We start from the raw sequence: 22,722 nt of genomic DNA, 5'->3' as shown, positions 1-22,722 counted from the left end.
CAGCATCAGCCAGAGCGGCCGATTGGCCTTCTCGCGCTCGTCCTCGCTCGGTGCCCCGGCCTCGTCGCCGGGATCGGGCCCCAGGCCCAGGAAGATGCGTCCTGCCGCCCGGAGCACCGCCGCCCCCGTCAGGGCCGCGCCGATGGCGCCGGCCGCCAGCGCGATCCCGTGCCCCTGCTGCGCCAGCGCGCCCTGGACCAGGCGCGTGCCCTGATCGAGCACGCCGAGCGGGAGGCCGCAGAGCAGCAGCCCGGCCAGACCCATGGCGATCCCGGCGGGCCAGATCCCCCGTCCGAGACCCCGCAGGGCGATCTCGTCGATGCTGGCCTGGGTCGCGAGCAGGATGCCGGCGATCATGAACAGGGCCCCCTTCACCAGCCCGTGGCCCACCACGTAGAGCAGCATCCCGCCGGTCCCGTCCACCGAGAGGGCCCCGAGGCCGGTGAGCATGATCCCGGCATGCGAGATCGTCGAGAAGGCGAGCATCCGCTTCAGGTGGCGCTGCAGCAGGGCCATCCAGCCGCCCAACAAGGCGGTGAAGCTGCCCAGGCCGATGAGGAGCGCCGGCAGGGCGTGCCGAACCTGATCGGAGCCGCCGAACACGACGGCGCTCACCTTCGCGAGGCCGAACAGCCCGAGCGAGACCATCGCCCCCGAGAAGATCACCGAGACCGGGCTCGGCGCCACCGCGTGGGCGTCGGCGAGCCAGAACTGGAACGGCACGATCGCGCCCTTGATCATCAGGGCGGACGCCACGAGGCAGAAGGCTCCAGCCACCACCGGATCCCGGCCGCCTCGCGCCACGGCGGCCGCGATGCCCTCGAAATCGAGCGTGCCGGTCTGGGCGTAGATCAGCCCGATGCCCCCGAGCATCAGGAAGCCCGCGAGGCTGTTGACCACGGTGAAGTTGATGGCACCTGCCAGGGACGATTCCGCCAGATGGTAGGCCGTCAGCGCGAAGGCCGCGACGCTCATCACCTCGAACCACACGAACAGGTTGAACATATCGCGGGTGAAGCAGAACCCGACCATGGCGGCCAGGAACAACAGCATCAGGATGTGGAAGTGGCCGTGGGTGCGATCGAAGAAGCCCCAGGCGAACACGAAGGTCAGGGCGTAGAGGAGGCCGATGAAGGCCGCGACCCAGCCGCTGGCCTCGTCCACCGAGAAGCCGATCCCGAGATGGACGCCGTCGCGCGGCTCCCAGCCGCCGAACCAGTAGACCAGGGGCCCGTCGGCGGCATGCACGGCGATGACGCCGCAGAGCACCGCGACGCTCAAGGCCGCCAGCGTCGCCAGGATGTCGGGGAGGCGGCCTGGCAGGAAATGGGCGGTCGCCAGCATCGCCGCGCAGATCAAGAGCGGGATGGCGACCGGTAGCGGGAGGAGGGCGGCGGGAAAAGCGGTCACGAGGCTTTCCGCTCCCCATCGCCCACCCGGTTCGATCCCCGATCGCGCCCGGACTGGCCGCCCGCGCGCATCGGCCGGAGCTTCTCAGGGTCCAGGCTGCCGCCGCGCTTGTAGGCCTGGATCGTCAGGACGAGGAGAAGCGCGGTGAGCGTTGCGCCGACCACGATGTCGGTGAGCACCAGCGCCTGCATCACCGGGTCGACGGCGGGCGTTCCCGGCGGGTGGTCGTAGAAGATCGGCGCGATGCTGCCCCAGCGATAGCCGAGGCCGAGCAGGAGCACGTAGGTCGCCGATTGGCAGACGCCGAGGCAACCCACGAGGTGGATGAAGTTGCGGCTCGTGGCGATGCCGTAGAGACCGATCCCGAACAGCCACGCGGCAACCGCGTAGGGGAGAACACTCACGCGGATTCCTCCCCCGGTTCCTCGGGCTCGCGCGCCTCGCGGGTCTCCTCCATGAATTCCAGGAAGAGCTGCGTGAAGCCGCCCGTCACCGCCAAGGCGACGCCGAGGTTCTCGACGAGCATCAGGCCGCCCGAGAACAGGTCGCGGAAGGTGCCGAGCGGCAGGATGTTCTGCATGAAGGCGGCGCCGGTGAGCATCGGCGCCAGCCCGCACAGGGCAAAGAGGAGCGCGCCCCCGCCCTCCAGGGCGTCGAGCCAGTGGCTGCGGATGGCGTCGCGCCAGCCGGCATAGCCCTCGCCGAGATAGATCAGCAGGGTCCCGGAGGCGAGGATGACGCCGCCCTGGAAGCCGCCGCCCGGCGTCACGGTCGCGTGCAGCACGACGTAGAGGCCGAACAGCGCGGTGAGCGGGCCGGCGATCCGGCAGGCGAGCACGACGGCCTCCGAGCGCGGGATCACGGCGCGGCCGGGCCGGCGCATGGCGCGCGCGGTGTTGCCCTCGCCGCGCCGCCCGCGCAGCAGCACCACCGTGCCGGTGATCGCCGCGAGCAGCATGAACTCCTCGCCGAGGGTATCGAGGCCGCGCAGGTCGAAGTTGATGGCGCTGACCATGTTGGCGACGTGCCGCGCCTCGGGGGCGACCGCGTTGATGCGTTCGCCATACTGCGCGATCGTCGATCCGAAGGGCGGCAAGCCGGCGATCACCGCCGCCGCGCCGGGGAGCAGGACGAGGCCCGCGAGGGCCAGAAGGAAGATCCGAGCGTTCGGGCTCACGAATCCTCCTCGGGCGGCTGGGTCTTCACCGCCATGAGCGCCACGAGGAAGAGGAGCGGGACGGCCGCAGTGCCGACCGCCAGTTCGGACAGGGCGACGTCGGGCGCCTGAAGGGCGTCGAACAGGATCGCCAGGGCGAGCCCGTTGACCGCGATGGCGAAGACCTGCCGGGCGGGATCGCGCACGAGGACCACGGCTGTGCCCGAGATCGCGGCGAACAGGAACAGCAGCGGCAGGATCGCCGTCATGCCGAGCGCCCCTCGCGCATCAGCACGGCCCGGCCGGAGACGTGCGACAGCACCGCCGCCCAGGCGAGGAACACCACCATCATCACCAGGATCTTGAGCGAGCGCCCGGAGACGCCGTCGGCGAGGAACGCCGCCACCGTGACGAGGACTGAGGCCGCGACGTTGAGGAAGGCCAGCGCGTGCAGCCGGTCGAGGGCCCGCGGCAGGCGCCACAGGGCGAGCGCGGCGAGCCACGTCACCGCCACCGCGAGGACCAGCAGGACACCGATGACGACGCTCATATCCAGCGCTCCAGGAAGACGGCGAGCAGCATCGTGCCGGGCAGGTTGAGCAGAACCAGGGTGAGGGCGAGGTCGGTGATCGAAGCCTGGTCCGTGGCGAAGGCCATGAGCGTCAGGATCAGGACCGTGACGCTGCCGGCGAGCTGGTAGGCGGCGAAGCGCTGGCCGGGCCGGCCCCGCCACGCCAAAGCCGCCGCGACGGCGAGCGGCGGCAGCAGCGCCAGGATGGCGGCCGTCCAGACCGTCATCGGGCCTCCTCCAGGCCGTGCGTCACCACCGTTCCGTGATCGCGGTCGAGGGTGAGGACGTAGCTGTCGGGGGCGAGCGAGGCAGCGAGCAGTCCGACGGCCCGCGCGGCCGGCGCCGTCGCACCGTCGGGCGTCGCCCAGGCGAAGTCGGAGGCGCTCCGCTCGCGGGTCGTCCCGCCGCCGGCGCCGCCGCCGCGCAGGGCCCTCACCAGCTGGCCGCCCACCTGAACGGTCTCGCGGGGCAAGCCGCGCAGGGCCCGCCAGATCGGCCGCAGCGTCCCCCGGTCGAAGCGGAACCGCACGCCGCCGCGCCGGCCGACGCCCCACCACCACAGCGTCCCGAGGCTGGCGCAGACGAGGGCGGCGAGTCCCTCGTTCACGCTCACCGAGCCGGCAAAGACCATGTAGGTCAGTGCTAGGGCGACCCAGATCGCGAGGCCATCACGCCCCGAGCGCCTTCTGAGTCCGCTGATCGGTCCTGCCCGCATCGATCCTGACCGGAGCGCGCCCCGCGGAAGCGTGGCCATGCGCATGCCCGACCGAACGTCACGGCGGGCGCCCGCGTTCCCGGAACTTGAAGACACGCTTCCGTGTAGGGCGATCAGAGATGGGAGTGCGCATGAAGGCCGAGATCCTGAACATCCGCTTCCTCCACGAGGGCTGGAGCCGGTTCGGCATCGCGCAGGTGCGCCTCGCCGTACGGCGCCGTGGTCGAGCGGGAAATCGAAGATCACGGCAACTCGGTGGGGATCCTGCCCTACCACCCGGAGCGGCAGATCTCGACTCTCGTGCGCGAGTTGCGGGTCCCGCCCCTATTCGCGGCCGGCGAGCACGTCCTGCTGGAAGCCCCGGTCGGCCTGATCGATGACCGCTGCCCTGAGGAGAATGCCCGCCGGGAGGCGATTGAGGAGGTGGGCCTGCGCCTGCACGCCCTGGAATTCATCGGCGCCACCTATTCCTGCACGAGCCTCACCACCGAGGAGATCCACCTGTACCTCGCGATCTACAGGTTGCCTGATCGGGCCGAGGCTGGCGGCGGGGCCGAGGGCGAGCACGAGAACATCCGGGTCGTCGAGATCCCGCTGGCCGAGCTCGCCGCCCGGGCCGACCGCGCCGAGATCACCGACCTGAAAACGCTCACCCTGATCCTGGCGCTCCGGGCACGCCATCCGGAGCTGTTCCACCGGTGAGGAACCGCCAGCGCGCATTCGCCCAGGGTCTGCTGACCGCGCTGGTGCTGGCCGGGGTCGCGTGGATCGCGTTCCACCTGCGCTGAAAACGACCTGCGTGAAGGACACTCATGCAGGCAGTAAGCTCCGAAGAGCCGTCGGCACGTCTTGATCGCCGGCCACGGCGGGCCCATCGTCCGCGCAAGACTCGGGAGGTCACCGGATGACGCGCGCCTGCATCGTGGGCTGGGCCCACACACCCTTCGGCAAGCTGGAGGAGCCGGATGTCGAAGGGCTGATCGCCCGGGTCTCGGGCGAGGCGCTGGCCCATGCCGGCGTCGAGGAATCCCAGGTCGACGGCATCTATGTGGGCTCGATGAACACCGGCTTCTCGAAGCAGGGCTTCGAGGGCGCGCTGGTGGCGGTGAATCGGCCCGGCCTCGCCCACGCCCCGGCGACCCATCTGGAGAACGCCTGCGCCACCGGGTCGGCGGCCCTCTACGCGGCCCTCGACTTCGTCGACAGCGGCCGCGGCCGCGTGGCCCTTGTGATCGGCGCCGAGAAGATGACGGCCAAGACCGTCGCCGAGACCGGCGACATCCTCCTGGGCGCCTCCTACCGGAAGGAGGAGGCCGACATCGAGGGCGGCTTCGCCGGCGTGTTCGGGCGGATCGCGGCGGGCTATTTCCAGCGCTACGGCGACCGCAGCGAGGAGCTGGCCCGGATCGCCGCCAAGAACCACCGCAACGGCGTCGGCAATCCCTACGCGCAGCTGCGCAAGGATCTCGGCTTCGACTTCTGCAACCGGGTCTCGGAGAAGAACCCCTACGTGGCCGCTCCCCTGCGGCGCACCGACTGCTCGCTGATCTCGGACGGCGCGGCGGCCCTGGTTGTGGCGGATGCCGAGACGGCGGAGGGTCTGGAGCGGGCGATCGGCTTCCGTGCCCGGGCCCACGTCAACGACATCCTGCCGCTGTCCCGCCGCGACCCGGCGGAGTTCAAGGGCGCGCGGATGGCCTGGGAGAAGGCCCGCGCGCAGGCCGGGATCGCCAACGAGGACCTCTCCTTCGTGGAGACCCACGATTGCTTCACCATCGCCGAGCTGATCGAATACGAGGCGATGGGCCTCGCAGCCCCCGGCGAGGGCTACCGCGTGGTGCGCGAGGGCCTGGCCGAGAAGGGCGGGCGGCTGCCGATCAACCCGTCCGGCGGCCTGAAGGCCAAGGGCCATCCGGTCGGCGCCACCGGCGTGTCGATGCACGTGATGGCCTGCCTCCAGCTCATGGGCGACGCCGGCGAGATGCAGGTGCCCGGTGCGGAACTCGCCGGGATCTTCAACATGGGCGGCGCGGCGGTCGCCAACTACGTGTCGATCCTGGAACGGCGGCGCTGAGCGGAGGCTCGGCGGCCCGGCGACGATCCAGAGGGGCGGGCTTCCTCTCTGGACCGGACGAGGATCGAACGCGAGAGGTCAGGCCCTTGCGAGGTCTCGCCGTCGCCGTCTTCGCGACCGGGGCGCGGCAATCCAGCAGGGCGATGACGGCCAGCGCACATTGCCGTGGTTCGCTGCGGTTGCGGCGGATGAGGAGAGGGGCCGCACGCCCCTCGGACGCGAGCGTCTCGCTCAGCCCAGCCGGTCCAAGGCCTGCGTGAGATCGGCGATCAGGTCGGCCTCGTCCTCCAATCCGATGGAGAGGCGAACGGTTTCGGGCCCGACCTGCGCGGCGGCCTTCTCGTGTTCCGGCAGCTGCCGGTGGGTGGTCGAGGACGGGTGGATCGCCAGCGACTTGATCTCGCCGATGTTCACGAGGTGCGAGATCAGCTCCAGGGCGGCGATGAACGTCAGGGCCGCCCGCTCGCCGCCCTTCAGGGCGAAGGTAAAGATCGAGCCCGGCCCGTTCGGCGTGTAGCGCCGGGCGAGGTCCTCCCCGGGCTGTCCCGGCAGCATCGGATAGCTCACCCAATCCACCGCCGGATGGTCCTTGAGGAAGGCCGCGACCGCCCGCGCATTGGCGCAGTGCCGCTCCATGCGCAACGGCAGGGTCTCGATGCCCATGAGCGTCAGGAACGCGTTCATCGGCGACAGGCCGGGCCCGAGGTCGCGCAGGCCGAAGAACCGGCAGGCGGCCGCGAACGGGGTTGCGGGGAAGGCCTTGGTCAGGACGAGGCCGTCATAGTCCGGCCAGGGCTCGGTGATCAGGTTGTAGCCGCCGGCCTTTTCCCAGTCGAAGCGGCCGGCGTCGCAGATCACGCCGCCGATGGTCTGGCCGGAGCCGCTCAGGAACTTCGAGGTCGAGTGCCAGACGATGTCGGCGCCGTGCTCGATCGGTCGGATCAGGGCCGGCGAGGCCAGGGTATTGTCCACGACGAGCGGGAGATTGTGGCGCCGCGCCACCGCGGCGATCCCATCGAGGTCCACCACCGATGCGCAGGGATTCACGATCGATTCGCAGAAGATGGCCCGGCAGTCCGGGGTGATGGCCGCCTCGAAATCCTCCGGGGCCATGCCGCGTGCGAAGCGGGGCTTCAGGTCGTAGCGCCCATCGAGGCGGCGCATCAGACCGAGTGACCCGCCGAACAGGCGCGGCGACGCGACATAGGCGTCGCCGCTCTTCATCAGCGTCATCAGGACCAGCTGCATGGCGGACTGTCCTGAAGACACCGCCACGCCGGCCTTCGCGCCCTCGAGATCGGCGATGCGACGTTCCAGCGCGGCGACGGTGGGGTTCGAGCCGCGGGAATACGAGAAGCCGGTCCGCCGGCCGGCGAAGATGTCCGCCGCCTGCTCGGTCGAGTCGAACACGAAGCCGTTGGTGAAGTAGATCGGCTGGACCCGCGCGCCCGTGGCGGGGTCCGGCGCCGCGCCGGCATGGATGGCCCGGGTCGCGAAACGGTGCGGTCGGTTCTGATCCGTCATGGCTCTCGGTCGGGTGTTCGATGCCCGGACCGGGGCGTCAGCCCGAGCGGATCCGTGCGTCACGCCGCGCGGCGGAGGAAGGCCTGCAGGGTTCGGACCAGGGTGGTCGGCTCGTAGGGCTTCGGAATGAACCGGGCGCCCTCCGGCATGTCGTTGGGACCGGGCGTGCCCATGCCCGACACCACCAGAACGGGGATCGACGGCCAGCGATACGCCACGAGGCGGGCGAGGGCGAAACCGTCCATCGAGCCCTGCGGCATGTCGACGTCGGTCATCAGGACGCCGACATCGTCACGGTTCTCCAGGACCTTCAGCGCCTTGTCGGCGTGCGTCGCCTCGACGACGGTGAAGCCCGCATCCGCAAGGGTGTCAGAGGCCTCCATCAGCAGGAGGCCGTCATCCTCCACCAGGAGCACCACGGGTTGATCGGACGGGCTATCTGACATCAGACCTGCGAAGGTGAGTCTCAATTCCGAAGTCCGCGCCCTATTCCTCCGGGGCTCCCCCCGTCAAGGCGCGGGACCGGTTCGGTCAGGCCGCCTCCTCGCGCTTGCCCAGGCGCTTGTCGAGATAGGTGTCCACCGTCTGTGTCAGTTCCTCGACCTTGCCGTCGAAGAAGTGGTTCGCGCCATCGACCATCTGGTGCTCGATGATGACGCCCTTCTGGGTCTTCACCTTCTCGATCACCGGCATGACCTCGCGGGCGGGCGCCACCCGGTCCTCGGAGCCGTGCACGAACAGGCCGGAGGAGGGGCAGGGGGCCAGGAAGGTGAAGTCGTAGCGGTTCGCCATCGCGGCGATGGAGATGAAGCCCTCGATCTCGGGGCGGCGCATCAGGAGCTGCATGCCGATCCACGAACCGAACGACACGCCGGCGATCCAGCAGGACTTCGCCTCGGGGTTGACCGACTGCACCCAGTCGAGGGCGGCGGCGGCATCCGACAGCTCGCCCGAGCCGTGATCGAAGGAGCCCTGGCTGCGGCCGACCCCGCGGAAATTGAAACGCAGGGCTGCGAAACCGCGATTGGCGAAGGTGTAAAAAAGGTTGTACACAATTTGATTGTTCATCGTACCCCCGAACTGGGGGTGCGGGTGCAGGATGATGGCGATCGGCGCACCGCGCTTCTTGGGGGCTTGATAACGGCCTTCCAGGCGGCCGGCCGGGCCGGTGAAGATGACTTCGGGCATCGCTCGTCTCTCACTCTCGAGATCGCCCGCCGGGCGATCGGCACGGCGACGCGGCAGCCTTGACTCGTCGCGCGCGCCCCATAAAAGCAGTCTTAGAATGGTTCTAGATGATTAGAACTATTCTAAAGAAGCCGCCTGAAGCTTCGCGCCGGCTGCCACGCCGACCGGATTGGGGCGGCGGGATCTCATTCTCTCGGCGCGCCTTAGCACGGCGAGCCGGTGCGCGGGCAAGGAATTGTGACGCGCCGCAGCAGAGGACTTAACGGAACGCGGATGAGCCGGGGACGCGCCTATCTCGACTACAATGCGACAGCTCCGGTCCGTCCGGCCGTCGCCGAGGCGGTGGCGCGCGCGCTGATGCTCCACGGTAACCCGTCCTCGATCCACGCGGAGGGTCGGGCCGCCCGGGCCGCTCTTGAAGCGGCCCGCGCCGAAGTCGCAGCCCTGGTGACGGCACGGCCCGAACAGGTCGTCTTCACCAGCGGCGGCACCGAAGCCGCCAACGCCGCCCTGTCGGGCGCCCTGCGTCGCCGCAGCACGCCAGCTCCGACCCGGCTGCTCTACTCGGCGACGGAGCACCCCTGCGTCGCGGCGGGTCACCGGTTCCCGGAAACGGCCGCGGAGGCGCTGCCGGTCACGGCCGACGGCGTGGTCGACGTCGCCGCCCTGGGGACACGGCTCGCCGCGCTGTCCGACGAGTCCGTGCTCGTCTCGGTCCATGCCGCCAACAACGAGACCGGCGCCGTGCAGCCGCTGGCCGACATCGTCGGGTTGGCTCGCGAGCACGGCCGGACCTTGGTCCACAGCGACGCGGTGCAGGCGGCCGGGAAGATCCCCCTCGACATGCCTGGCCTCGGCCTCGACGCGCTGACCCTGTCGGGCCACAAGTTCGCGGCGCCGAAGGGTGTCGGCGCGCTGGTGCTGGCCGACGGCGTCACCCTGGAGACCGCCTTTTTGCGGGGCGGCGGGCAGGAGCGCCGGCAGCGCTGCGGCACCGAGTGCCTGCCGGCCATCGTCGGCATGGGCGAGGCCGCGCGGATCGCCCGCGAGTCACTCGACCGGGAGAGCGCGCGCCTCGGGGCGCTGCGCGACCGGATCGAGGCTGGCATCCGGGCCCTGGCGCCCGACGCGGTGGTGTTCGCCGCCGGGGCCCAGCGCCTGCCCAACACCCTCAGCTTCTCGGTCCCGGGCCTCGATGCGCCCTCGGCCCTGATCGCCCTCGACCTCGCCGGCGTGGCGGTGTCGTCGGGCTCGGCCTGCTCGTCGGGCAAGGTCGCGCGCTCGGCGACGCTCGCCGCGATGGGCGTCGGTCCTGACCTCGCCGGGGGGGCGCTGCGCGTCAGCCTCGGCTGGAACACGGTGGACGAGGAGGTGGCATGCTTCCTCGACGCCTTCGAACGGGCCTTGCAGCCCCTATATAGACGGCGAGGGCAGGCGGCCTGAGGGCCGCGCCCCCGCTATCCGACAGACGCTTCCCGGCCCTTGACGCCGGAGATGCCCAGGAGACGCTGATGCCTGCCGTGCAGGAAACCATCGACCGGGTCCGCTCGATCGACCTCGACCAGTACAAGTACGGGTTTGAGACCACCATCGAGATGGAGAAGTCCGCGAAGGGCATCTCCGAGGACGTCGTGCGCTTCATCTCGGCCAAGAAGAACGAGCCCGCGTGGCTGCTGGAGTGGCGCCTCGACGCCTACAAGCGCTGGCTGACCATGAAGGAGCCGGAGTGGGCGCGGGTCTCCTACGACAAGGTCGATTACAACGACATCTACTACTATGCGGCGCCCAAGCGTCCGGCAGCGATGTCGCTCGACGAGATCGATCCTGAGATCCTGAAGACCTACGAGAAGCTCGGCATCCCGCTCCGCGAGGTCGAGGTGCTGGAGGGCATCGCGCCGGAGCGCCGCGTCGCAGTCGACGCCGTGTTCGACTCGGTCTCGGTGGCCACCACCTTCAAGAAGGAGCTGGAGAAGGCCGGCGTGATCTTCATGCCGATCTCCGAGGCCGTGCGCGAGCATCCCGAGCTGGTGAAGAAGTACCTCGGCTCGGTCGTGCCGGTGACCGACAACTTCTTCGCCACGCTCAACTCGGCCGTGTTCTCGGACGGGTCGTTCGTCTACATTCCGCCGGGCGTGCGCTGCCCGATGGAGCTGTCGACCTATTTCCGCATCAACGAGCGCGACACCGGCCAGTTCGAGCGCACGCTGATCATCGCCGACAAGGGCTCCTACGTCTCGTATCTCGAGGGCTGCACCGCCCCGAAGCGCGACGACAACCAGCTCCACGCCGCGGTGGTCGAGCTCGTCGCCCTGGACGATGCCGAGATCAAGTACTCGACGGTCCAGAACTGGTACCCGGGCGACAACGAGGGCAAGGGCGGCATCTACAACTTCGTGACCAAGCGCGGCGATTGCCGTGGCGCCCGCTCGAAGATCTCGTGGACGCAGGTCGAGACCGGCTCGGCGATCACATGGAAGTACCCGTCCTGCATCCTGCGCGGCGACGATTCCCGCGGCGAGTTCTACTCGATCGCGGTGTCGAACGGCATGCAGCAGGTCGATTCCGGCACCAAGATGATCCATCTCGGCAAGAACACGACGAGCCGGATCATCTCGAAGGGCATCTCGGCGGGCCGGTCGCAGAACACCTACCGGGGGCTCGTCTCGGCCCACAGGAAGGCTTCCAACGCCCGGAACTTCACGAACTGCGACTCCCTGCTGATCGGCGACCAGTGCGGCGCGCACACCGTGCCCTATATCGAGTCGAAGAACGCCTCGGCGGTGTTCGAACACGAGGCGACAACCTCGAAGATCTCCGAGGACCAGAAGTTCTACTGCCAGCAGCGCGGCCTCTCCGAGGAGGAGGCGACCGCACTCATCGTCAACGGCTTCGTCCGGGACGTGCTGCAGCAGCTGCCCATGGAGTTCGCCGTCGAGGCGCAGAAGCTGATCTCGATCAGCCTGGAAGGCTCGGTGGGCTGACCGCCTGGGCGGTTTCGACGACGACGTGCTGCGGGCCGCGCATCGGCACAGCGCGCGGCACGCCGACGAGGTCAGGAGCAGCGTCCTGTGCGGATGCTTCTTCTGCCTCGAGGTTTTCGCGCCGGACGAGATCGCGGGGTGGATCGCCGATGATGGCACCGCCCTCTGTCCCCGGTGCGGCATCGACGCGGTGATCGGCGATCTCTCCGGCTACCCGGCCGGGAATTTCGCGTTCCTGCGGGCGATGCGAGACGAATGGTTATGAAGGACTTGGACTGACATGCTGGAAATCAAGAACCTCGTCGTGCAGATCGAGGACAACCGCATCCTGAACGGCCTGAACCTGACCGTGAACGACGGCGAGGTCGCGGCGATCATGGGGCCGAACGGCTCGGGCAAGTCGACCCTGTCGTACGTCATCGCCGGCAAGGAGGACTACGAGGTCCTCGACGGTGAGATCCTGCTCGACGGGCAGAACGTGTTGGAGATGGCCGCCGACGAGCGCGCCGCGGCCGGTATCTTCCTGGCCTTCCAGTACCCGCTGGAGATCCCCGGCGTCGGCACCATGACCTTCCTCAAGGCCTGCCTCAACGCGCAGCGCAAGGCGCGTGGCGAGGCGGAGCTGTCGACCCCCGACTTCATCCGGGCGGTGAACGGCGCCGCCGACAAGCTCGAGATCAACAAGGAGATGCTCAAGCGCGCCCTCAACGTCGGTTTCTCCGGCGGCGAGAAGAAGCGCATGGAGATCCTCCAGATGGCGCTGCTGCAGCCGAAGTTCTGCGTGCTCGACGAGACCGATTCAGGCCTCGACATCGACGCCCTGCGCATCGTGTCCGAGGGCGTGAACGCGCTGCGCGACAAGAACCGCTCGTTCCTGGTCATCACTCACTACCAGCGGCTGCTCAACCACATCGTGCCCGACACCGTGCACGTCATGTCGAAGGGTCAGATCGTGAAGACCGGCGGCAAGGAGCTCGCCCTCGAACTCGAGGCCTCCGGCTACGCCGAGTATCGCACCAACGAGGCGGCCTGAACCATGGCCGGCGTCACCAACCTCCGCTCCCCCGCCGAGGCCGGCCTGTCGAAGCTGTTCGAATCGGCCCGCCAGAGCTTCGCCAGCGAGACGGCGATCGCCCGCGAGGAGGCGTTCCGCTTCTTCGAGGCGACCGGCCTGCCCAGCCGCCGGGTCGAGGCCTTCAAGTACACGGATCTGCGCGCCGCCATCACCGAGGCCGCACCGCCGGCCGATGCGCCGAGCCTCGAGGTCGCCAAGGCGGCCGTCGCGCAGGCGAAGGGCTTCTCCGGCATCGAGGCCGCGCGCCTGACCTTCGTGAACGGGCACCTCATCGGCGAACTGTCGGATCTCGATGCGATCCCCGAGGGTGTCACGGTCGTGCCGATGTCGGAGGCCCTCGCCCAGGGCCATGCCGGCCTGAAGCAGCTCGCCCCGGTCGCACAGGCCCGGGAGAACCCGGTCTACCAACTCAACACCGCCTTCCTGGCCGATGGCGCGGTGATCACGGTCGCTGCCGGTGCGAAACCGGTGCGGCCGCTGCATCTCCGCTTCGTGGGCACCGGCGACGCGCCGTTCTCCACGGCGACCCGCGTGCTCGTCCAGCTGGGTGAGGGCGCGGAGTTCAGCCTGCTGGAGAGCCATGAGGGAACGGACGGCCTCACCTGCCAGCCGAACGACGCCCTCGACGTGGTGGTCGGCCCGAAGGCTGCCTTCCGGCACACCCGCCTGAACATCGAGGGCGATGCCACCATCGCGCTTTCGACCCTGTCGTTGAAGGTCGAGGCCGAGGGGCAGGTGGAAACCGTGAACCTCGTGACCGGAGCGGTGCTGTCGCGCCACCAGATCTTCGTCCACATCGCGGGCGAGGACACGAACGTGGTCGTCAACGGCGCGGCCATGCTGCGCAGGGGACAGCTCGCCGACTCGACGCTGCTCGCCGACCATGCCGCCGTGGGCGGTGTCGGCCGCGAGCAGTTCAAGTGGATCATCGACGGTGACGCCACCGGCGTGTTCCAGGGCAAGATCATCGTCCGTCAGGCCGCCCAGAAGACCGACGGCAAGATGAAGTCCGACTGCCTCCTCCTCACGGACGAGGGGCAGATGATGAACAAGCCGGAGCTGGAGATCTTCGCCGACGACGTCGCCTGCGGCCACGGGGCCACCTGCGGTGCGCCGGACGACGATCTGCTGTTCTACCTGATGGCCCGCGGCCTGCCGCGCGCGATCGCCGAGAGCCTGCTCGTGCAGGCCTTCGTGGGCGAGGCGGTGGAAGCGGTCACGCACGAGGGCGCCCGCGCGGCGCTGGTCGGCGAGATCGAGGCCTGGCTGAAGGCACGGGTGTAGCGTCCGCAACCCGCTCCGTCCTGCACGCGATGCGCTCTCCTCCCCCGTGCGGGGAGGAGCCCGAGGTGGGAGCGGCGCCGGTCGAATCTCGGCGGCGCCTCATGACCCGCCCGCACCCCTACCCCTCCCCGCATGGGGGAGGGGGCCCGTCCTCTTCGAAGGGTGGGCGCTCAGTGAGTGAGAAGCGATGAACGCACCCGTCCTCACCCCCACCTACGACGTCGAGGCGATCCGCAAGGATTTCCCGATCCTAGGCCAGCAGGTCTACGGCAAGAAGCTGGTCTACCTCGACAACGCCGCTTCGGCGCAGAAGCCCCGTCAGGTGATCGACGCGATGGTCTCCTGCATGGAGACCGGCTACGCCAACGTCCACCGCGGCCTGCACTACATGGCGAACGCCGCCACGGAGGGCTTCGAGGGCGCCCGTGAGACCACGCGGCAGTTCCTCAACGCCGCCTCCACGGACGAGATCATCTTCACCCGCAACGCCACCGAGGCCTACAACCTCGTGGCCTCGTCGATGGGCTGGGCCGGCCTGATCGGGGAGGGGGACGAGATCATCCTCTCGATCATGGAGCACCACTCCAACATCGTGCCCTGGAACTTCCTGCGCGAGCGCCGGGGCGCCGTGATCAAGTGGGCACCGGTGGACGACCAGGGCAACTTCCTGGTGGAGGAATACGAGAAGCTGTTCTCGCCCCGCACCAAGATGGTGGCGATCACCCACATGTCGAACGTCCTGGGCACGGTGACGCCCGCCGCGGAAATCGTGCGTATCGCCCATGCCCACGGCGTCCCGGTCCTGCTCGACGGCGCACAGAGCGCGGTCCATCAGCCCGTCGACGTGCAGGCGCTCGATTGCGACTTCTTCGTCTTCACCGGCCACAAGGTCTACGGGCCGACCGGAATCGGCGTGCTCTACGGCAAGAAGGAATGGCTGGAGCGCCTGCCGCCCTACCAGGGCGGCGGCGAGATGATCCGGACGGTGAGCGAGGACGCGGTCACCTACAACGACCCGCCGCACAAATTCGAGGCGGGCACCCCGGCCATCATCGAGGCTGTCGGCCTCGGCGCGGCGCTGGAATACATGATGACGCTGGGACGCGACGCGATCGCCGCCCACGAGGCGAAGCTGACGGCTTACGCGCAGGAGCGGCTCGGCGCGCTGAACGCCCTGCGCCTGATCGGCACGGCTGCCGGCAAGGGCGGTGTGATCGCCTTCGAGATGAAGGGCGTTCATGCCCACGACATCGCCACGGTCATCGACCGCCAGGGCGTGGCGGTCCGGGCCGGGACTCACTGCGCCATGCCGCTGCTCCAGCGGTTCGGCGTGACCTCGACCTGCCGCGCGTCCTTCGGGCTCTACAACACGACCGCCGAGATCGATGCCCTTGCCGAAGCCCTCGGCAGGGCGGAGATGCTGTTTACCTGATATCTGGATCCGAGGCTGGTCCCGTCCGCGCGGGTCCGGGGAGAGTGAAGCGATGACCACCGACGCCACCATCACGGGGGGCATGAACGCCCCCGCCGTCGAAGGCGATTCCGCGATCCCGCAGGCGGAGCTCGATCGCCTGACCGACGACATCGTCGCGGCCCTGAAGACCGTCTACGATCCCGAGATTCCGGCTGACATCTACGAACTCGGCCTGATCTACAAGGTCGATATCGGCGACGATCGGAAGGTCGCCATCGACATGACGCTGACCGCCCCGGGCTGCCCGGTGGCCGGTGAGATGCCGGGCTGGGTGGAGAACGCGGTGAGCGCCGTGCCGGGCGTCCAGTCCTGTTCGGTGACCATGGTGTTCGATCCGCCGTGGGATCAGAGCCGCATGTCGGACGAGGCGCGCGTCGCCCTCGACATGTGGTAGGGCGGACCGGCGTTCACAGGCTCCTGAACACGCATGGGCGCGTGCCGCCAGGCGCGTGACCGCGCTTGAGTTTCGCTGCTGCGACAAGGGCATAAGCCGAAACGTTGGTGTTGCGAAGGAATGGACGGCACCGGCGGACCTGCGGCGATCTACGTAGCCGTTAAGGTCTCGCTAACCATCGCGGCGCAGAGCGGAGACGGCCGCAGCAACAGCGGCAACTCCCTCGATACGGTTGGTGGAAACGGATGGCTTCGGGCTACGTGGTCGCGGCGTTCCTGGAGGCGGCCGGGCTGGTCGGCCTCGTGATCGCGGTGCTCCGGATACGGACGGAACGCCAGGCGAAGGCCGCCGAATTACGGAGCTTTCTCCGCTCCGGGCAGATCCCGTCCGCCACCGCCGGAACACCCCGCCGCGTGGACTTCGCGTCGCACGCGGTCGCCGTCCCGTTCACACCGGGACGCGGCAGCGGATTGCAGGGCCGCCCTTCGGCAGCCCGCTCGGCGCTCGGACGCGCCATCGTGCGCGGCGGCCCGGCCCTGCCGGCCCACCTGACCGGTGCCATCAGCGCAGGATGATGTCGAGGCCGCTGCCGAAGAGAACGACGGCGCTGAGCGTCAGCATGAACTTCAGATCTTCCAGGCGCGCGCTCATGATCGATCCTCGTTGTTCGGCTGACGGGCCGCCGCTGCGATGTCCGATCATCATCCAAAGCGTGGGATTCTCGCGAGTCCTTTCAGGTTCCGTTAGGGATTTACCGACGGTTTCTGTTTACTAACGTTACCGCTGCGTTAATTCGGGATCCGCAGGCGGCGGTTCATCTTGGTCCTATCCGATGCGGCGCTACGCACCTGCTGGCAGCAGGAAGGTTCGAGCCATGGCCCCATCACCGCCCACGACCGTCCGGCGGGCGCTCGATTGGCTGTTCCGCGACAGGAACACCGGCGCCATGACGGTGGCCCAGTGGCCCAATCTGCCGCTCTGGCTGTTTGCTGGCTTCAGTCTGGCCGCTTGGTCGGCGCAGGAGCAGGGGCCGCTCGCATCCTGGCTGTCCCTTGGGGCAGATCTTGCGCTGGCTTGGTGGGCTGCCGATGAGCTGCTGCGCGGCGTGAATCCCTGGCGTCGATTTCTCGGCGGTGCGACGATCCTGGGATTGGCCGCGCTGTTCGCCCTGCGCCACGCGGCCTAGGGCGGCATTGCCGCCACCTATAGTTGTATTTTTTGATGATGTTCCAGCGTGGAGGTTGCTTCACGCTTGCCGAATCCGGAGGCAGGCCCACCGCTCTGCCTCTACGCGCCAGCCATCCGGCCTTAAGTCGCAGCCCTCTTCCGAGGTAGAGCCATAACGGTAGGTTGCACCCGCCGCGAGAGTGTGAATGGTAGAGCCGCGCCGCGCGAACGGCGCGTGTGTGGGACCCCGTGCATTCGCGCTCGGCTGAAGGATTGGTTTCGAAGAGATCATGACGGACGCGGGCGGATTCGATCTCGACGGCGCGGCCCAGTCGGCTCGTGAGCGGGACAAGCTGCTTCGAGACATCGCCCGCATGTTGAACGTTCCGGAATCCACATTCCGGAGGCCGCCAGCCTCCGGGGGAACCCGCGGCCCGAGCGCCGCGGAATGTGCCGCGCTGCTGACGGCCTTCTCGCGCATCGAAGATCCGGATCTCCGGAAGGAGTGCGTGGCGCTGGCGGAGCGCTACGGCCGCACCTAAGGGACGCGGCGTCCTCGCGGTGCGGTGGCACACACGGGGTCTGTCAGCACCGTGATTGCCGCGTGCTATAGGGGCGCCCGCTACCGAAGACGGTCCGATCGGTCGGCCCACCGCGTTTCCGGTGCCGGCCTCATGGCTGCCGGCACCGCGCATGCCCCAGCTCGTTCCAGGCCCCGATGCCGATCATCTCCATCTCGAAGCTGTCGAAGACCTACACGTCCGGCTTCACCGCCCTGCGCGACATCGACCTCGCCATCGAGCGGGGGGAGATCTTCGCGTTGCTGGGTCCGAACGGTGCCGGCAAGTCGACGCTCATCAACATCGTCTGCGGCATCGTCACCGCCAGTTCGGGAAGCGTTCTGGTCGACGGCCACGACATCGTGGCGGATTACCGCGCCGCACGCCGGGCGATCGGCCTCGTGCCGCAGGAACTGACCACCGACGCCTTCGAGACGGTGCTGAACACCGTGAGCTTCTCCCGCGGCCTGTTCGGGATGAAGCCCGATGCCGGGCATATCGAGCGGATCCTGCGGGCGCTGTCCCTCTGGGACAAGCGCGACAGCCGGCTGATGACCCTGTCGGGCGGGATGAAGCGGCGCGTGCTCATCGCCAAGGCGCTGTCGCACGAGCCCCGGGTGCTGTTCCTCGACGAGCCCACCGCAGGCGTCGACGTGGAGCTGCGCCAGGATATGTGGCGCCTCGTGCGCGACCTGCGCCAGCAGGGCGTCACCGTCATTCTCACCACCCACTACATCGAAGAGGCCGAGGAAATGGCCGACCGCATCGGCGTCATCCGCCGGGGCGAGATCATCCTGGTCGAGGAGAAGGCCGCGCTGATGCACAAGCTCGGGCGCAAGCGGCTGACCCTGCATCTCCAGCAGCCGATCACCGCGGTGCCGCCGGAACTCGCCGATTACGGCCTGGCGCTCTCGGGGGAGGGCAGCGAGCTGGTCTATACCTATGACACCCGCGCCGAGCGGACCGGCATCACGGGGCTTCTCACCGGCCTGGCGGCGGCGGGCATCCGCTTCAAGGACCTTCACACCGAACAGAGTTCGCTGGAGGACATCTTCGTGGGCCTCGTGCGCGAGGAGAGGGCACAGGCATGAGCGCGGCGTTCACCCTGAACTGGCCGGCGGTCCGGGCCATCTACCGGTTCGAGATGGGCCGCTTCTGGCGCACCGCCGGGCAGAGCATCCTGGCTCCGGTCATCTCGACCACCCTGTACTTCGTGGTGTTCGGCGCCGCGATCGGCTCCCGGGTCTCGGCGGTCGACGGCGTGCCCTACGGGCTGTTCATCGTGCCCGGCCTGATCATGCTCTCGCTGCTCACGCAGAGCATCTCGAACGCCTCCTTCGGCATCTACTTCCCGCGCTTCGCCGGTACGATCTACGAGATCCTGTCGGCGCCGATCTCGCCGCTCGAGGTGGTGCTGGGCTTCGTCGGCGCGGCGGCCTCCAAATCGATCCTGATCGGGCTGATCATCCTGGCGACGTCGGCCCTGTTCGTACCACTGCGAATCGATCACCCGCTCTGGATGCTCGGCTTCCTGCTCCTCACCGCGGTGACCTTCAGCCTGTTCGGCTTCGTCATCGGCCTGTGGGCGGACGGCTTCGAGAAGCTGCAGCTGGTGCCGCTCCTCGTCGTGACCCCGCTCACCTTCCTAGGCGGCAGCTTCTACGCGATCTCCATGCTGCCGCCCTTCTGGCACGCGGTGAGCCTGCTCAACCCGGTCGTGTACCTGATCAGCGGTTTCCGCTGGGCGTTCTTCGGCAAGGCGGACGTGAACATCGCGATCAGCCTCGGCATGACCGCTCTGTTCCTGGTGATCTGCCTCGGCCTCGTCACCTACATCTTCCGGACGGGCTACCGGCTGAAGAGCTGAGGCTTCAGGGCTGCGCGGCCAGGAAGGCCAGCACCCCGTCCCGGTGCGGCTTGGCACCGACCGCGGTGGAGTGGTCCTTGCCCTCGATCTCGAGGGCCCGGGCGTCCGGGATCAGGGCGGCGAGCCCGGGGCCGGAGCCCGCGACCGTATCGAGGGTCCCGACCGAGACCAGAACCGGGACCTCGATCTGCGCGAGTTCCCCCCGGCTCAGCGTCTGACGTGAGCCGCGCATGCACGCGGCCAGCGCCCGCAGGTCGCTGCGGGTCTGCTCGGCGAAGGTGCGGAAGGCTGCGGCCGTCGGGTTGGGCGCCGGCGTCCCGGCGGGCGCCTCCAGGGCCTCGGCGATCCCCGAGGGCAAACCCTTGCCTTCGATGAGGTGCATTCCGAGGCCGCCGATCAGGGCCGAGCGAACCCGGTCCGCATGGTCCAGGGCAATATGGGCGGTGATCCGCCCGCCCATCGAGTAGCCCATGACGTGAGCGCGCTCGATGCCGAGATGGTCGAGAAGCCGGATCGCGTCGTTGGCCATCGCGTCGGAGCTGTAGGCGGCCGGATCGTAGAGCTTCTCGCTCTCGCCGTGACCGCGGTTGTCGAGCGCGATCGCGCGGTAGCCGGCCTGGGTCAGGGCGCGCACCCACTGGGTGTTGACCCAATTGACCGCATGGTTCGACGCGAAACCATGGATCAGAAGGATCGGCTTCCCGGCCCCGTCCGCGGGCGGGACGTCGATATAGGCGATCCGCACGCCGTCGGAATTGAAGGACTCCATGCCGCGCAACCCGTGTTCATCAAGCTCGGCCACGGCTTAGACCACCGGAGCGCGCCGGAGCAACGTGGATCGATCCGCTTGCGGCTCGGGGCGCCGGCTGGCAAACCGCCCCGGTCATGACCGACATCCAGCCCTACGGCACCTATGAACCGTCCGGTCTCGTCGCGGCGATCACCCGCCGCACGAACCGGATCCCGGCCGAATCCTGGTACGGGCGGCGCCTCGCGCTGTTCCTGCGCCGGATCGCCATCGCGCGGCTCGGGGGCAAGCCCCTCGACGTGACCCGCTACGGCGCGCGGATGCGGCTGCACCCCTACAACAACAACTGCGAGAAGAAGGTGCTCTTCACCCCGCAGTTCTTCGATCCGGAGGAGCGCGCGCTGCTCCAGAAGCACCTGCCGAGGGACTGCGTGTTCCTCGACATCGGAGCCAATGTCGGCGCCTACGCCCTGTGCGTGGCGGCCTTCTCGGGCCCGGGGGCGCGGATCGTCGCGGTCGAGCCCCAGCCCGACGTGTTCGACCGCCTGACCTACAACATCGCCCAGAACCCGTTCCACACCGTGAAGGCGGTCGCCTGCGCGGTGGCCGACAAGGCAGGCGAGCTGACCCTGTTCATCGATCCGCGCAACCGCGGCGAGTCGAGCCTGCGCATCGTCGGCACCAACGAGGGTGCGCGGATCACCGTCCCGGCGGTGACCCTCCTCGATCTCCTGCGGAGCGAGGGCCTCACCCGGGTCGATGCGGTCAAGCTCGACGTCGAGGGCGCCGAGGACCTCATCCTGGAGCCGTTCCTGCGCGAGGCGCCGGACGCGCTCCTGCCGCGGATCCTGCTGATCGAGAACGGCACCGGGCAGTGGCAGCTCGACCTGCTGCAGCATCTGGCGCGCTACGGCTATCGCGAGATCGCCCGCTCCCGGCTGAACCTGATGTTCGAGCGCAGCACCGTCAGGGCGGCGTGACCACCGGAATCTCCCCGGCGAGGACGACGCCCTCCGGCCCGACGGCGCATCGGTAGGCCCGGACCGCCACACCCGCCGCTCGCGCCTCCCGGAATGCCCGGTCGAAGGTGGGGTCGATGTCCCGGGCGACGTCGAACGCCTCGGCCTTCATCTGCACGACGATGACCACCAGCGCCCGGCCCCCCTCGGCCACGACCTGAGCCAGGTCGCGCATGTGCCGGGCGCTGCGGGCGGCTTTGCAATCCGGGAATTCCGCGAGGCCCGCCCGACGCATCATGTGGCAGTTCTTCACCTCGACGTGGCAGGGGCCGGCCACCGCGCCGCTCGCCAGGAAATCGACCCGGCTGGCCTCGGCATAGCGGACCTCCGGCTTCAGCGTGTCGTGGCCGGCGAGCGCCGTGATCGCGCCGGCACGAAAGGCCTCGGCCACGAGGGCGTTCGGGCGCAGGGTGTTGATGCCGACCCATTGCAGCCCCCCGGGCAGGTCGGCCTCCACCAGCTCCCAGGTCAGCGGCAGCTTGCGCGCCGGATTGGTCGAGCGCGACAGCAGCACCCGGGCGCCGGGCGTGTTCAGCCCGAGCATCGCTCCGGGATTGGGACAATGCACCGTGACCCGTCCCTCATCGGTATCGATGTCGGCCAGGAAGCGCTTGTAGCGTTGCACGAGCCGTCCCGGCACGAGCGGCGCGGCGAACTGCATCGGGTCCTCGGGGTTCACGTAGTCGCGGGCAGCGGTTGCGCTATCTGCCTGCAGGCCCTGCCCGACGCCAGAGTTCCATGACCCAGCCTTCCGAATCCGTCACCGCCGCGATCCTCGTCATCGGCGATGAGATCCTCTCGGGTCGCACCAAGGATAAGAACATCGGCACGATTGCCGACTTCCTCACCGCCGCCGGCATCGACCTGCGCGAGGTACGGATCGTGCCCGACGAGGCCGCCATGATCGTCGAGGCGGTCAACGCCCTGCGTGCCCGCTACACCTATCTGTTCACCACCGGCGGGATCGGCCCGACCCACGACGACATCACCGCCGATTGCGTGGCCGAGGCCTTCGGGGTCGGCATCGATGTCGATGAGCGGGCGCGTGCGATGCTGCTGGAGCGGCACAAGCCCGAGGACCTGAACGCGGCGCGCCTGCGCATGGCGCGGATCCCGTTCGGAGCCGACCTGATCGCCAACCCGGTCTCGAAGGCGCCGGGCTTCCGCCTCGGCAATGTCCACGTGATGGCCGGCGTGCCCGGCATCATGCAGGCCATGCTGGATTCGATCGCCCCGACGCTGAAAGGCGGCGCCGCGATGCTGTCCGAGACGATCGAGGCGGCCGGCCTCCCGGAGGGCAACTACGCGGGCGACCTCGGCGAGATCGCCAAGGCGCGGCCGGCCGTCTCCATCGGCTCGTATCCCGCGATGACTCCGGACGGTTTTCGCAACCGGATCGTCGTGCGCAGCCGGGACGCGCAGGCGCTCGCGGAGGCGCGGAGCGCGGTCGAGGCGCTGGTGGCGCGTCTCTCGGCCTGACGGACTATCCTGCATCCGATCGGATCGAGTTGCGTT

At 68.9% G+C, this 22,722-nt stretch carries 28 protein-coding genes; 16 read left to right on the top strand and 12 right to left on the bottom strand.

Features of this window, described 5'->3' with window-relative positions; all coding sequences use genetic code 11:
- The 7 genes from I53_RS14795 to I53_RS14765 form a co-directional block, all read right to left on the bottom strand.
- Positions 1 to 1,410, bottom strand: a 1,410-nt coding sequence (locus tag I53_RS14795) for a proton-conducting transporter membrane subunit (RefSeq protein WP_043351961.1), incomplete at its 3' end; no start/stop codon positions are given.
- On the bottom strand, positions 1,407 to 1,814 hold the full coding sequence (locus I53_RS14790; RefSeq protein ID WP_043351959.1) for a sodium:proton antiporter: 408 nt from the start codon (positions 1,812 to 1,814) through the stop codon (positions 1,407 to 1,409). The genes I53_RS14795 and I53_RS14790, both read right to left, overlap by 4 nt.
- Complete coding sequence (locus I53_RS14785; protein WP_043351958.1) at positions 1,811 to 2,587, bottom strand: MnhB domain-containing protein; 777 nt, start codon at positions 2,585 to 2,587, stop codon at positions 1,811 to 1,813. Before I53_RS14785 ends, I53_RS14790 begins: the two co-directional genes overlap by 4 nt.
- Complete coding sequence (locus I53_RS14780) at positions 2,584 to 2,835, bottom strand: DUF4040 domain-containing protein (RefSeq protein WP_043351956.1); 252 nt, start codon at positions 2,833 to 2,835, stop codon at positions 2,584 to 2,586. The genes I53_RS14785 and I53_RS14780 overlap by 4 nt, the downstream gene beginning before the upstream one ends.
- A complete protein-coding gene (locus I53_RS14775; protein ID WP_043351954.1) occupies positions 2,832 to 3,116 on the bottom strand; it encodes a monovalent cation/H(+) antiporter subunit G in 285 nt (94 codons plus the stop codon). The genes I53_RS14780 and I53_RS14775 overlap by 4 nt, the downstream gene beginning before the upstream one ends.
- Positions 3,113 to 3,364, bottom strand: a complete 252-nt coding sequence (locus tag I53_RS14770; protein ID WP_043351953.1) for a monovalent cation/H+ antiporter complex subunit F — start codon at positions 3,362 to 3,364, stop codon at positions 3,113 to 3,115. Before I53_RS14770 ends, I53_RS14775 begins: the two co-directional genes overlap by 4 nt.
- On the bottom strand, positions 3,361 to 3,852 hold the full coding sequence (locus tag I53_RS14765; RefSeq protein WP_043351951.1) for a hypothetical protein: 492 nt from the start codon (positions 3,850 to 3,852) through the stop codon (positions 3,361 to 3,363). Before I53_RS14765 ends, I53_RS14770 begins: the two co-directional genes overlap by 4 nt.
- A 219-nt stretch (positions 3,853 to 4,071) precedes the next feature.
- Here I53_RS14765 and I53_RS14760 point away from each other — a divergent pair, with 219 nt between their 5' ends.
- A complete protein-coding gene (locus I53_RS14760; RefSeq protein WP_374701327.1) occupies positions 4,072 to 4,554 on the top strand; it encodes an NUDIX domain-containing protein in 483 nt (160 codons plus the stop codon).
- A 202-nt stretch (positions 4,555 to 4,756) separates the two neighbouring features.
- A complete protein-coding gene (locus I53_RS14755; protein WP_043351950.1) occupies positions 4,757 to 5,926 on the top strand; it encodes an acetyl-CoA acetyltransferase in 1,170 nt (389 codons plus the stop codon).
- 231 nt (positions 5,927 to 6,157) lie between these two features.
- Here the strand turns inward: I53_RS14755 and I53_RS14750 are convergent, their stop codons facing one another.
- The 3 genes from I53_RS14750 to I53_RS14740 all read right to left on the bottom strand — a co-directional run bounded on the left by I53_RS14750 (position 6,158) and on the right by I53_RS14740 (position 8,638).
- Positions 6,158 to 7,450: an O-acetylhomoserine aminocarboxypropyltransferase/cysteine synthase family protein gene (locus tag I53_RS14750; RefSeq protein ID WP_043351948.1), complete on the bottom strand. Its 1,293-nt coding sequence runs from the start codon at positions 7,448 to 7,450 to the stop codon at positions 6,158 to 6,160.
- Positions 7,451 to 7,509: 59 nt separating this feature from the next.
- Positions 7,510 to 7,896: a response regulator gene (locus I53_RS14745; RefSeq protein WP_043351947.1), complete on the bottom strand. Its 387-nt coding sequence runs from the start codon at positions 7,894 to 7,896 to the stop codon at positions 7,510 to 7,512.
- 85 nt (positions 7,897 to 7,981) lie between these two features.
- Entirely contained in the window at positions 7,982 to 8,638 is a 657-nt protein-coding gene (locus tag I53_RS14740; protein WP_043351944.1) for an alpha/beta hydrolase, read from the bottom strand.
- Between the two features lie 273 nt (positions 8,639 to 8,911).
- Here I53_RS14740 and I53_RS14735 point away from each other — a divergent pair, with 273 nt between their 5' ends.
- From I53_RS14735 to I53_RS14680, 12 genes are all read left to right on the top strand, one after another.
- Positions 8,912 to 10,081 carry a cysteine desulfurase family protein gene (locus I53_RS14735; RefSeq protein WP_043351942.1) on the top strand — a complete coding sequence of 390 codons (1,170 nt, stop codon included), beginning with the start codon at positions 8,912 to 8,914 and terminating at the stop codon, positions 10,079 to 10,081.
- Positions 10,082 to 10,149: 68 nt separating this feature from the next.
- On the top strand, positions 10,150 to 11,619 hold the full coding sequence (gene sufB, locus I53_RS14730) for a Fe-S cluster assembly protein SufB (RefSeq protein ID WP_043351940.1): 1,470 nt from the start codon (positions 10,150 to 10,152) through the stop codon (positions 11,617 to 11,619).
- A gap of 25 nt (positions 11,620 to 11,644) precedes the next feature.
- Positions 11,645 to 11,884, top strand: coding sequence for a hypothetical protein (locus tag I53_RS14725; RefSeq protein WP_043351938.1), 240 nt, complete (start codon positions 11,645 to 11,647; stop codon positions 11,882 to 11,884).
- Between the two features lie 15 nt (positions 11,885 to 11,899).
- Positions 11,900 to 12,652 carry a Fe-S cluster assembly ATPase SufC gene (sufC, locus tag I53_RS14720; RefSeq protein WP_043351937.1) on the top strand — a complete coding sequence of 251 codons (753 nt, stop codon included), beginning with the start codon at positions 11,900 to 11,902 and terminating at the stop codon, positions 12,650 to 12,652.
- 3 nt (positions 12,653 to 12,655) lie between these two features.
- Complete coding sequence (locus I53_RS14715) at positions 12,656 to 13,978, top strand: SufD family Fe-S cluster assembly protein (protein ID WP_043351935.1); 1,323 nt, start codon at positions 12,656 to 12,658, stop codon at positions 13,976 to 13,978.
- Between the two features lie 187 nt (positions 13,979 to 14,165).
- A complete protein-coding gene (locus I53_RS14710; protein ID WP_043351934.1) occupies positions 14,166 to 15,410 on the top strand; it encodes a cysteine desulfurase in 1,245 nt (414 codons plus the stop codon).
- Between the two features lie 52 nt (positions 15,411 to 15,462).
- The gene (locus I53_RS14705; protein WP_043351932.1) at positions 15,463 to 15,846 is read left to right on the top strand and encodes an SUF system Fe-S cluster assembly protein; all 384 of its coding nucleotides are present in this window, start codon (positions 15,463 to 15,465) and stop codon (positions 15,844 to 15,846) included.
- A 245-nt stretch (positions 15,847 to 16,091) separates the two neighbouring features.
- Positions 16,092 to 16,421, top strand: coding sequence for a hypothetical protein (locus I53_RS14700; RefSeq protein ID WP_043351931.1), 330 nt, complete (start codon positions 16,092 to 16,094; stop codon positions 16,419 to 16,421).
- A gap of 299 nt (positions 16,422 to 16,720) precedes the next feature.
- Complete coding sequence (locus I53_RS14695; protein WP_043351929.1) at positions 16,721 to 17,032, top strand: hypothetical protein; 312 nt, start codon at positions 16,721 to 16,723, stop codon at positions 17,030 to 17,032.
- Positions 17,033 to 17,303: 271 nt separating this feature from the next.
- Positions 17,304 to 17,555, top strand: coding sequence for a hypothetical protein (locus tag I53_RS14690; protein ID WP_043351927.1), 252 nt, complete (start codon positions 17,304 to 17,306; stop codon positions 17,553 to 17,555).
- A gap of 176 nt (positions 17,556 to 17,731) precedes the next feature.
- Positions 17,732 to 18,664 (top strand): ABC transporter ATP-binding protein, encoded by a 933-nt coding sequence (locus I53_RS14685; RefSeq protein ID WP_043351926.1) that lies wholly within the window; start codon positions 17,732 to 17,734, stop codon positions 18,662 to 18,664.
- Positions 18,661 to 19,440, top strand: a complete 780-nt coding sequence (locus I53_RS14680; RefSeq protein ID WP_043351924.1) for an ABC transporter permease — start codon at positions 18,661 to 18,663, stop codon at positions 19,438 to 19,440. Before I53_RS14685 ends, I53_RS14680 begins: the two co-directional genes overlap by 4 nt.
- Positions 19,441 to 19,444: 4 nt before the next feature.
- Here I53_RS14680 and I53_RS14675 read toward each other — a convergent pair whose 3' ends face one another.
- Entirely contained in the window at positions 19,445 to 20,209 is a 765-nt protein-coding gene (locus I53_RS14675; RefSeq protein ID WP_043351922.1) for an alpha/beta fold hydrolase, read from the bottom strand.
- Between the two features lie 116 nt (positions 20,210 to 20,325).
- Between I53_RS14675 and I53_RS14670 the strand changes: the two genes are divergently transcribed.
- Positions 20,326 to 21,168: an FkbM family methyltransferase gene (locus I53_RS14670; RefSeq protein ID WP_043351921.1), complete on the top strand. Its 843-nt coding sequence runs from the start codon at positions 20,326 to 20,328 to the stop codon at positions 21,166 to 21,168.
- Here the strand turns inward: I53_RS14670 and sfsA are convergent.
- Positions 21,155 to 21,868: a DNA/RNA nuclease SfsA gene (sfsA, locus tag I53_RS14665; protein WP_043351919.1), complete on the bottom strand. Its 714-nt coding sequence runs from the start codon at positions 21,866 to 21,868 to the stop codon at positions 21,155 to 21,157. The two genes, I53_RS14670 and sfsA, sit on opposite strands and share 14 nt — an antisense overlap.
- 77 nt (positions 21,869 to 21,945) lie before the next feature.
- Between sfsA and I53_RS14660 the strand changes: the two genes are divergently transcribed.
- Positions 21,946 to 22,686: a molybdopterin-binding protein gene (locus I53_RS14660; protein ID WP_043351918.1), complete on the top strand. Its 741-nt coding sequence runs from the start codon at positions 21,946 to 21,948 to the stop codon at positions 22,684 to 22,686.
- The last annotated feature ends 36 nt before the right edge of the window (positions 22,687 to 22,722 follow it).

Source organism: Methylobacterium sp. B1 (assembly GCF_000333255.1).
In the GTDB taxonomy this organism is placed as follows: domain Bacteria; phylum Pseudomonadota; class Alphaproteobacteria; order Rhizobiales; family Beijerinckiaceae; genus Methylobacterium; species Methylobacterium fujisawaense.
This window is presented reverse-complemented; position numbering and strand designations above follow the sequence as displayed.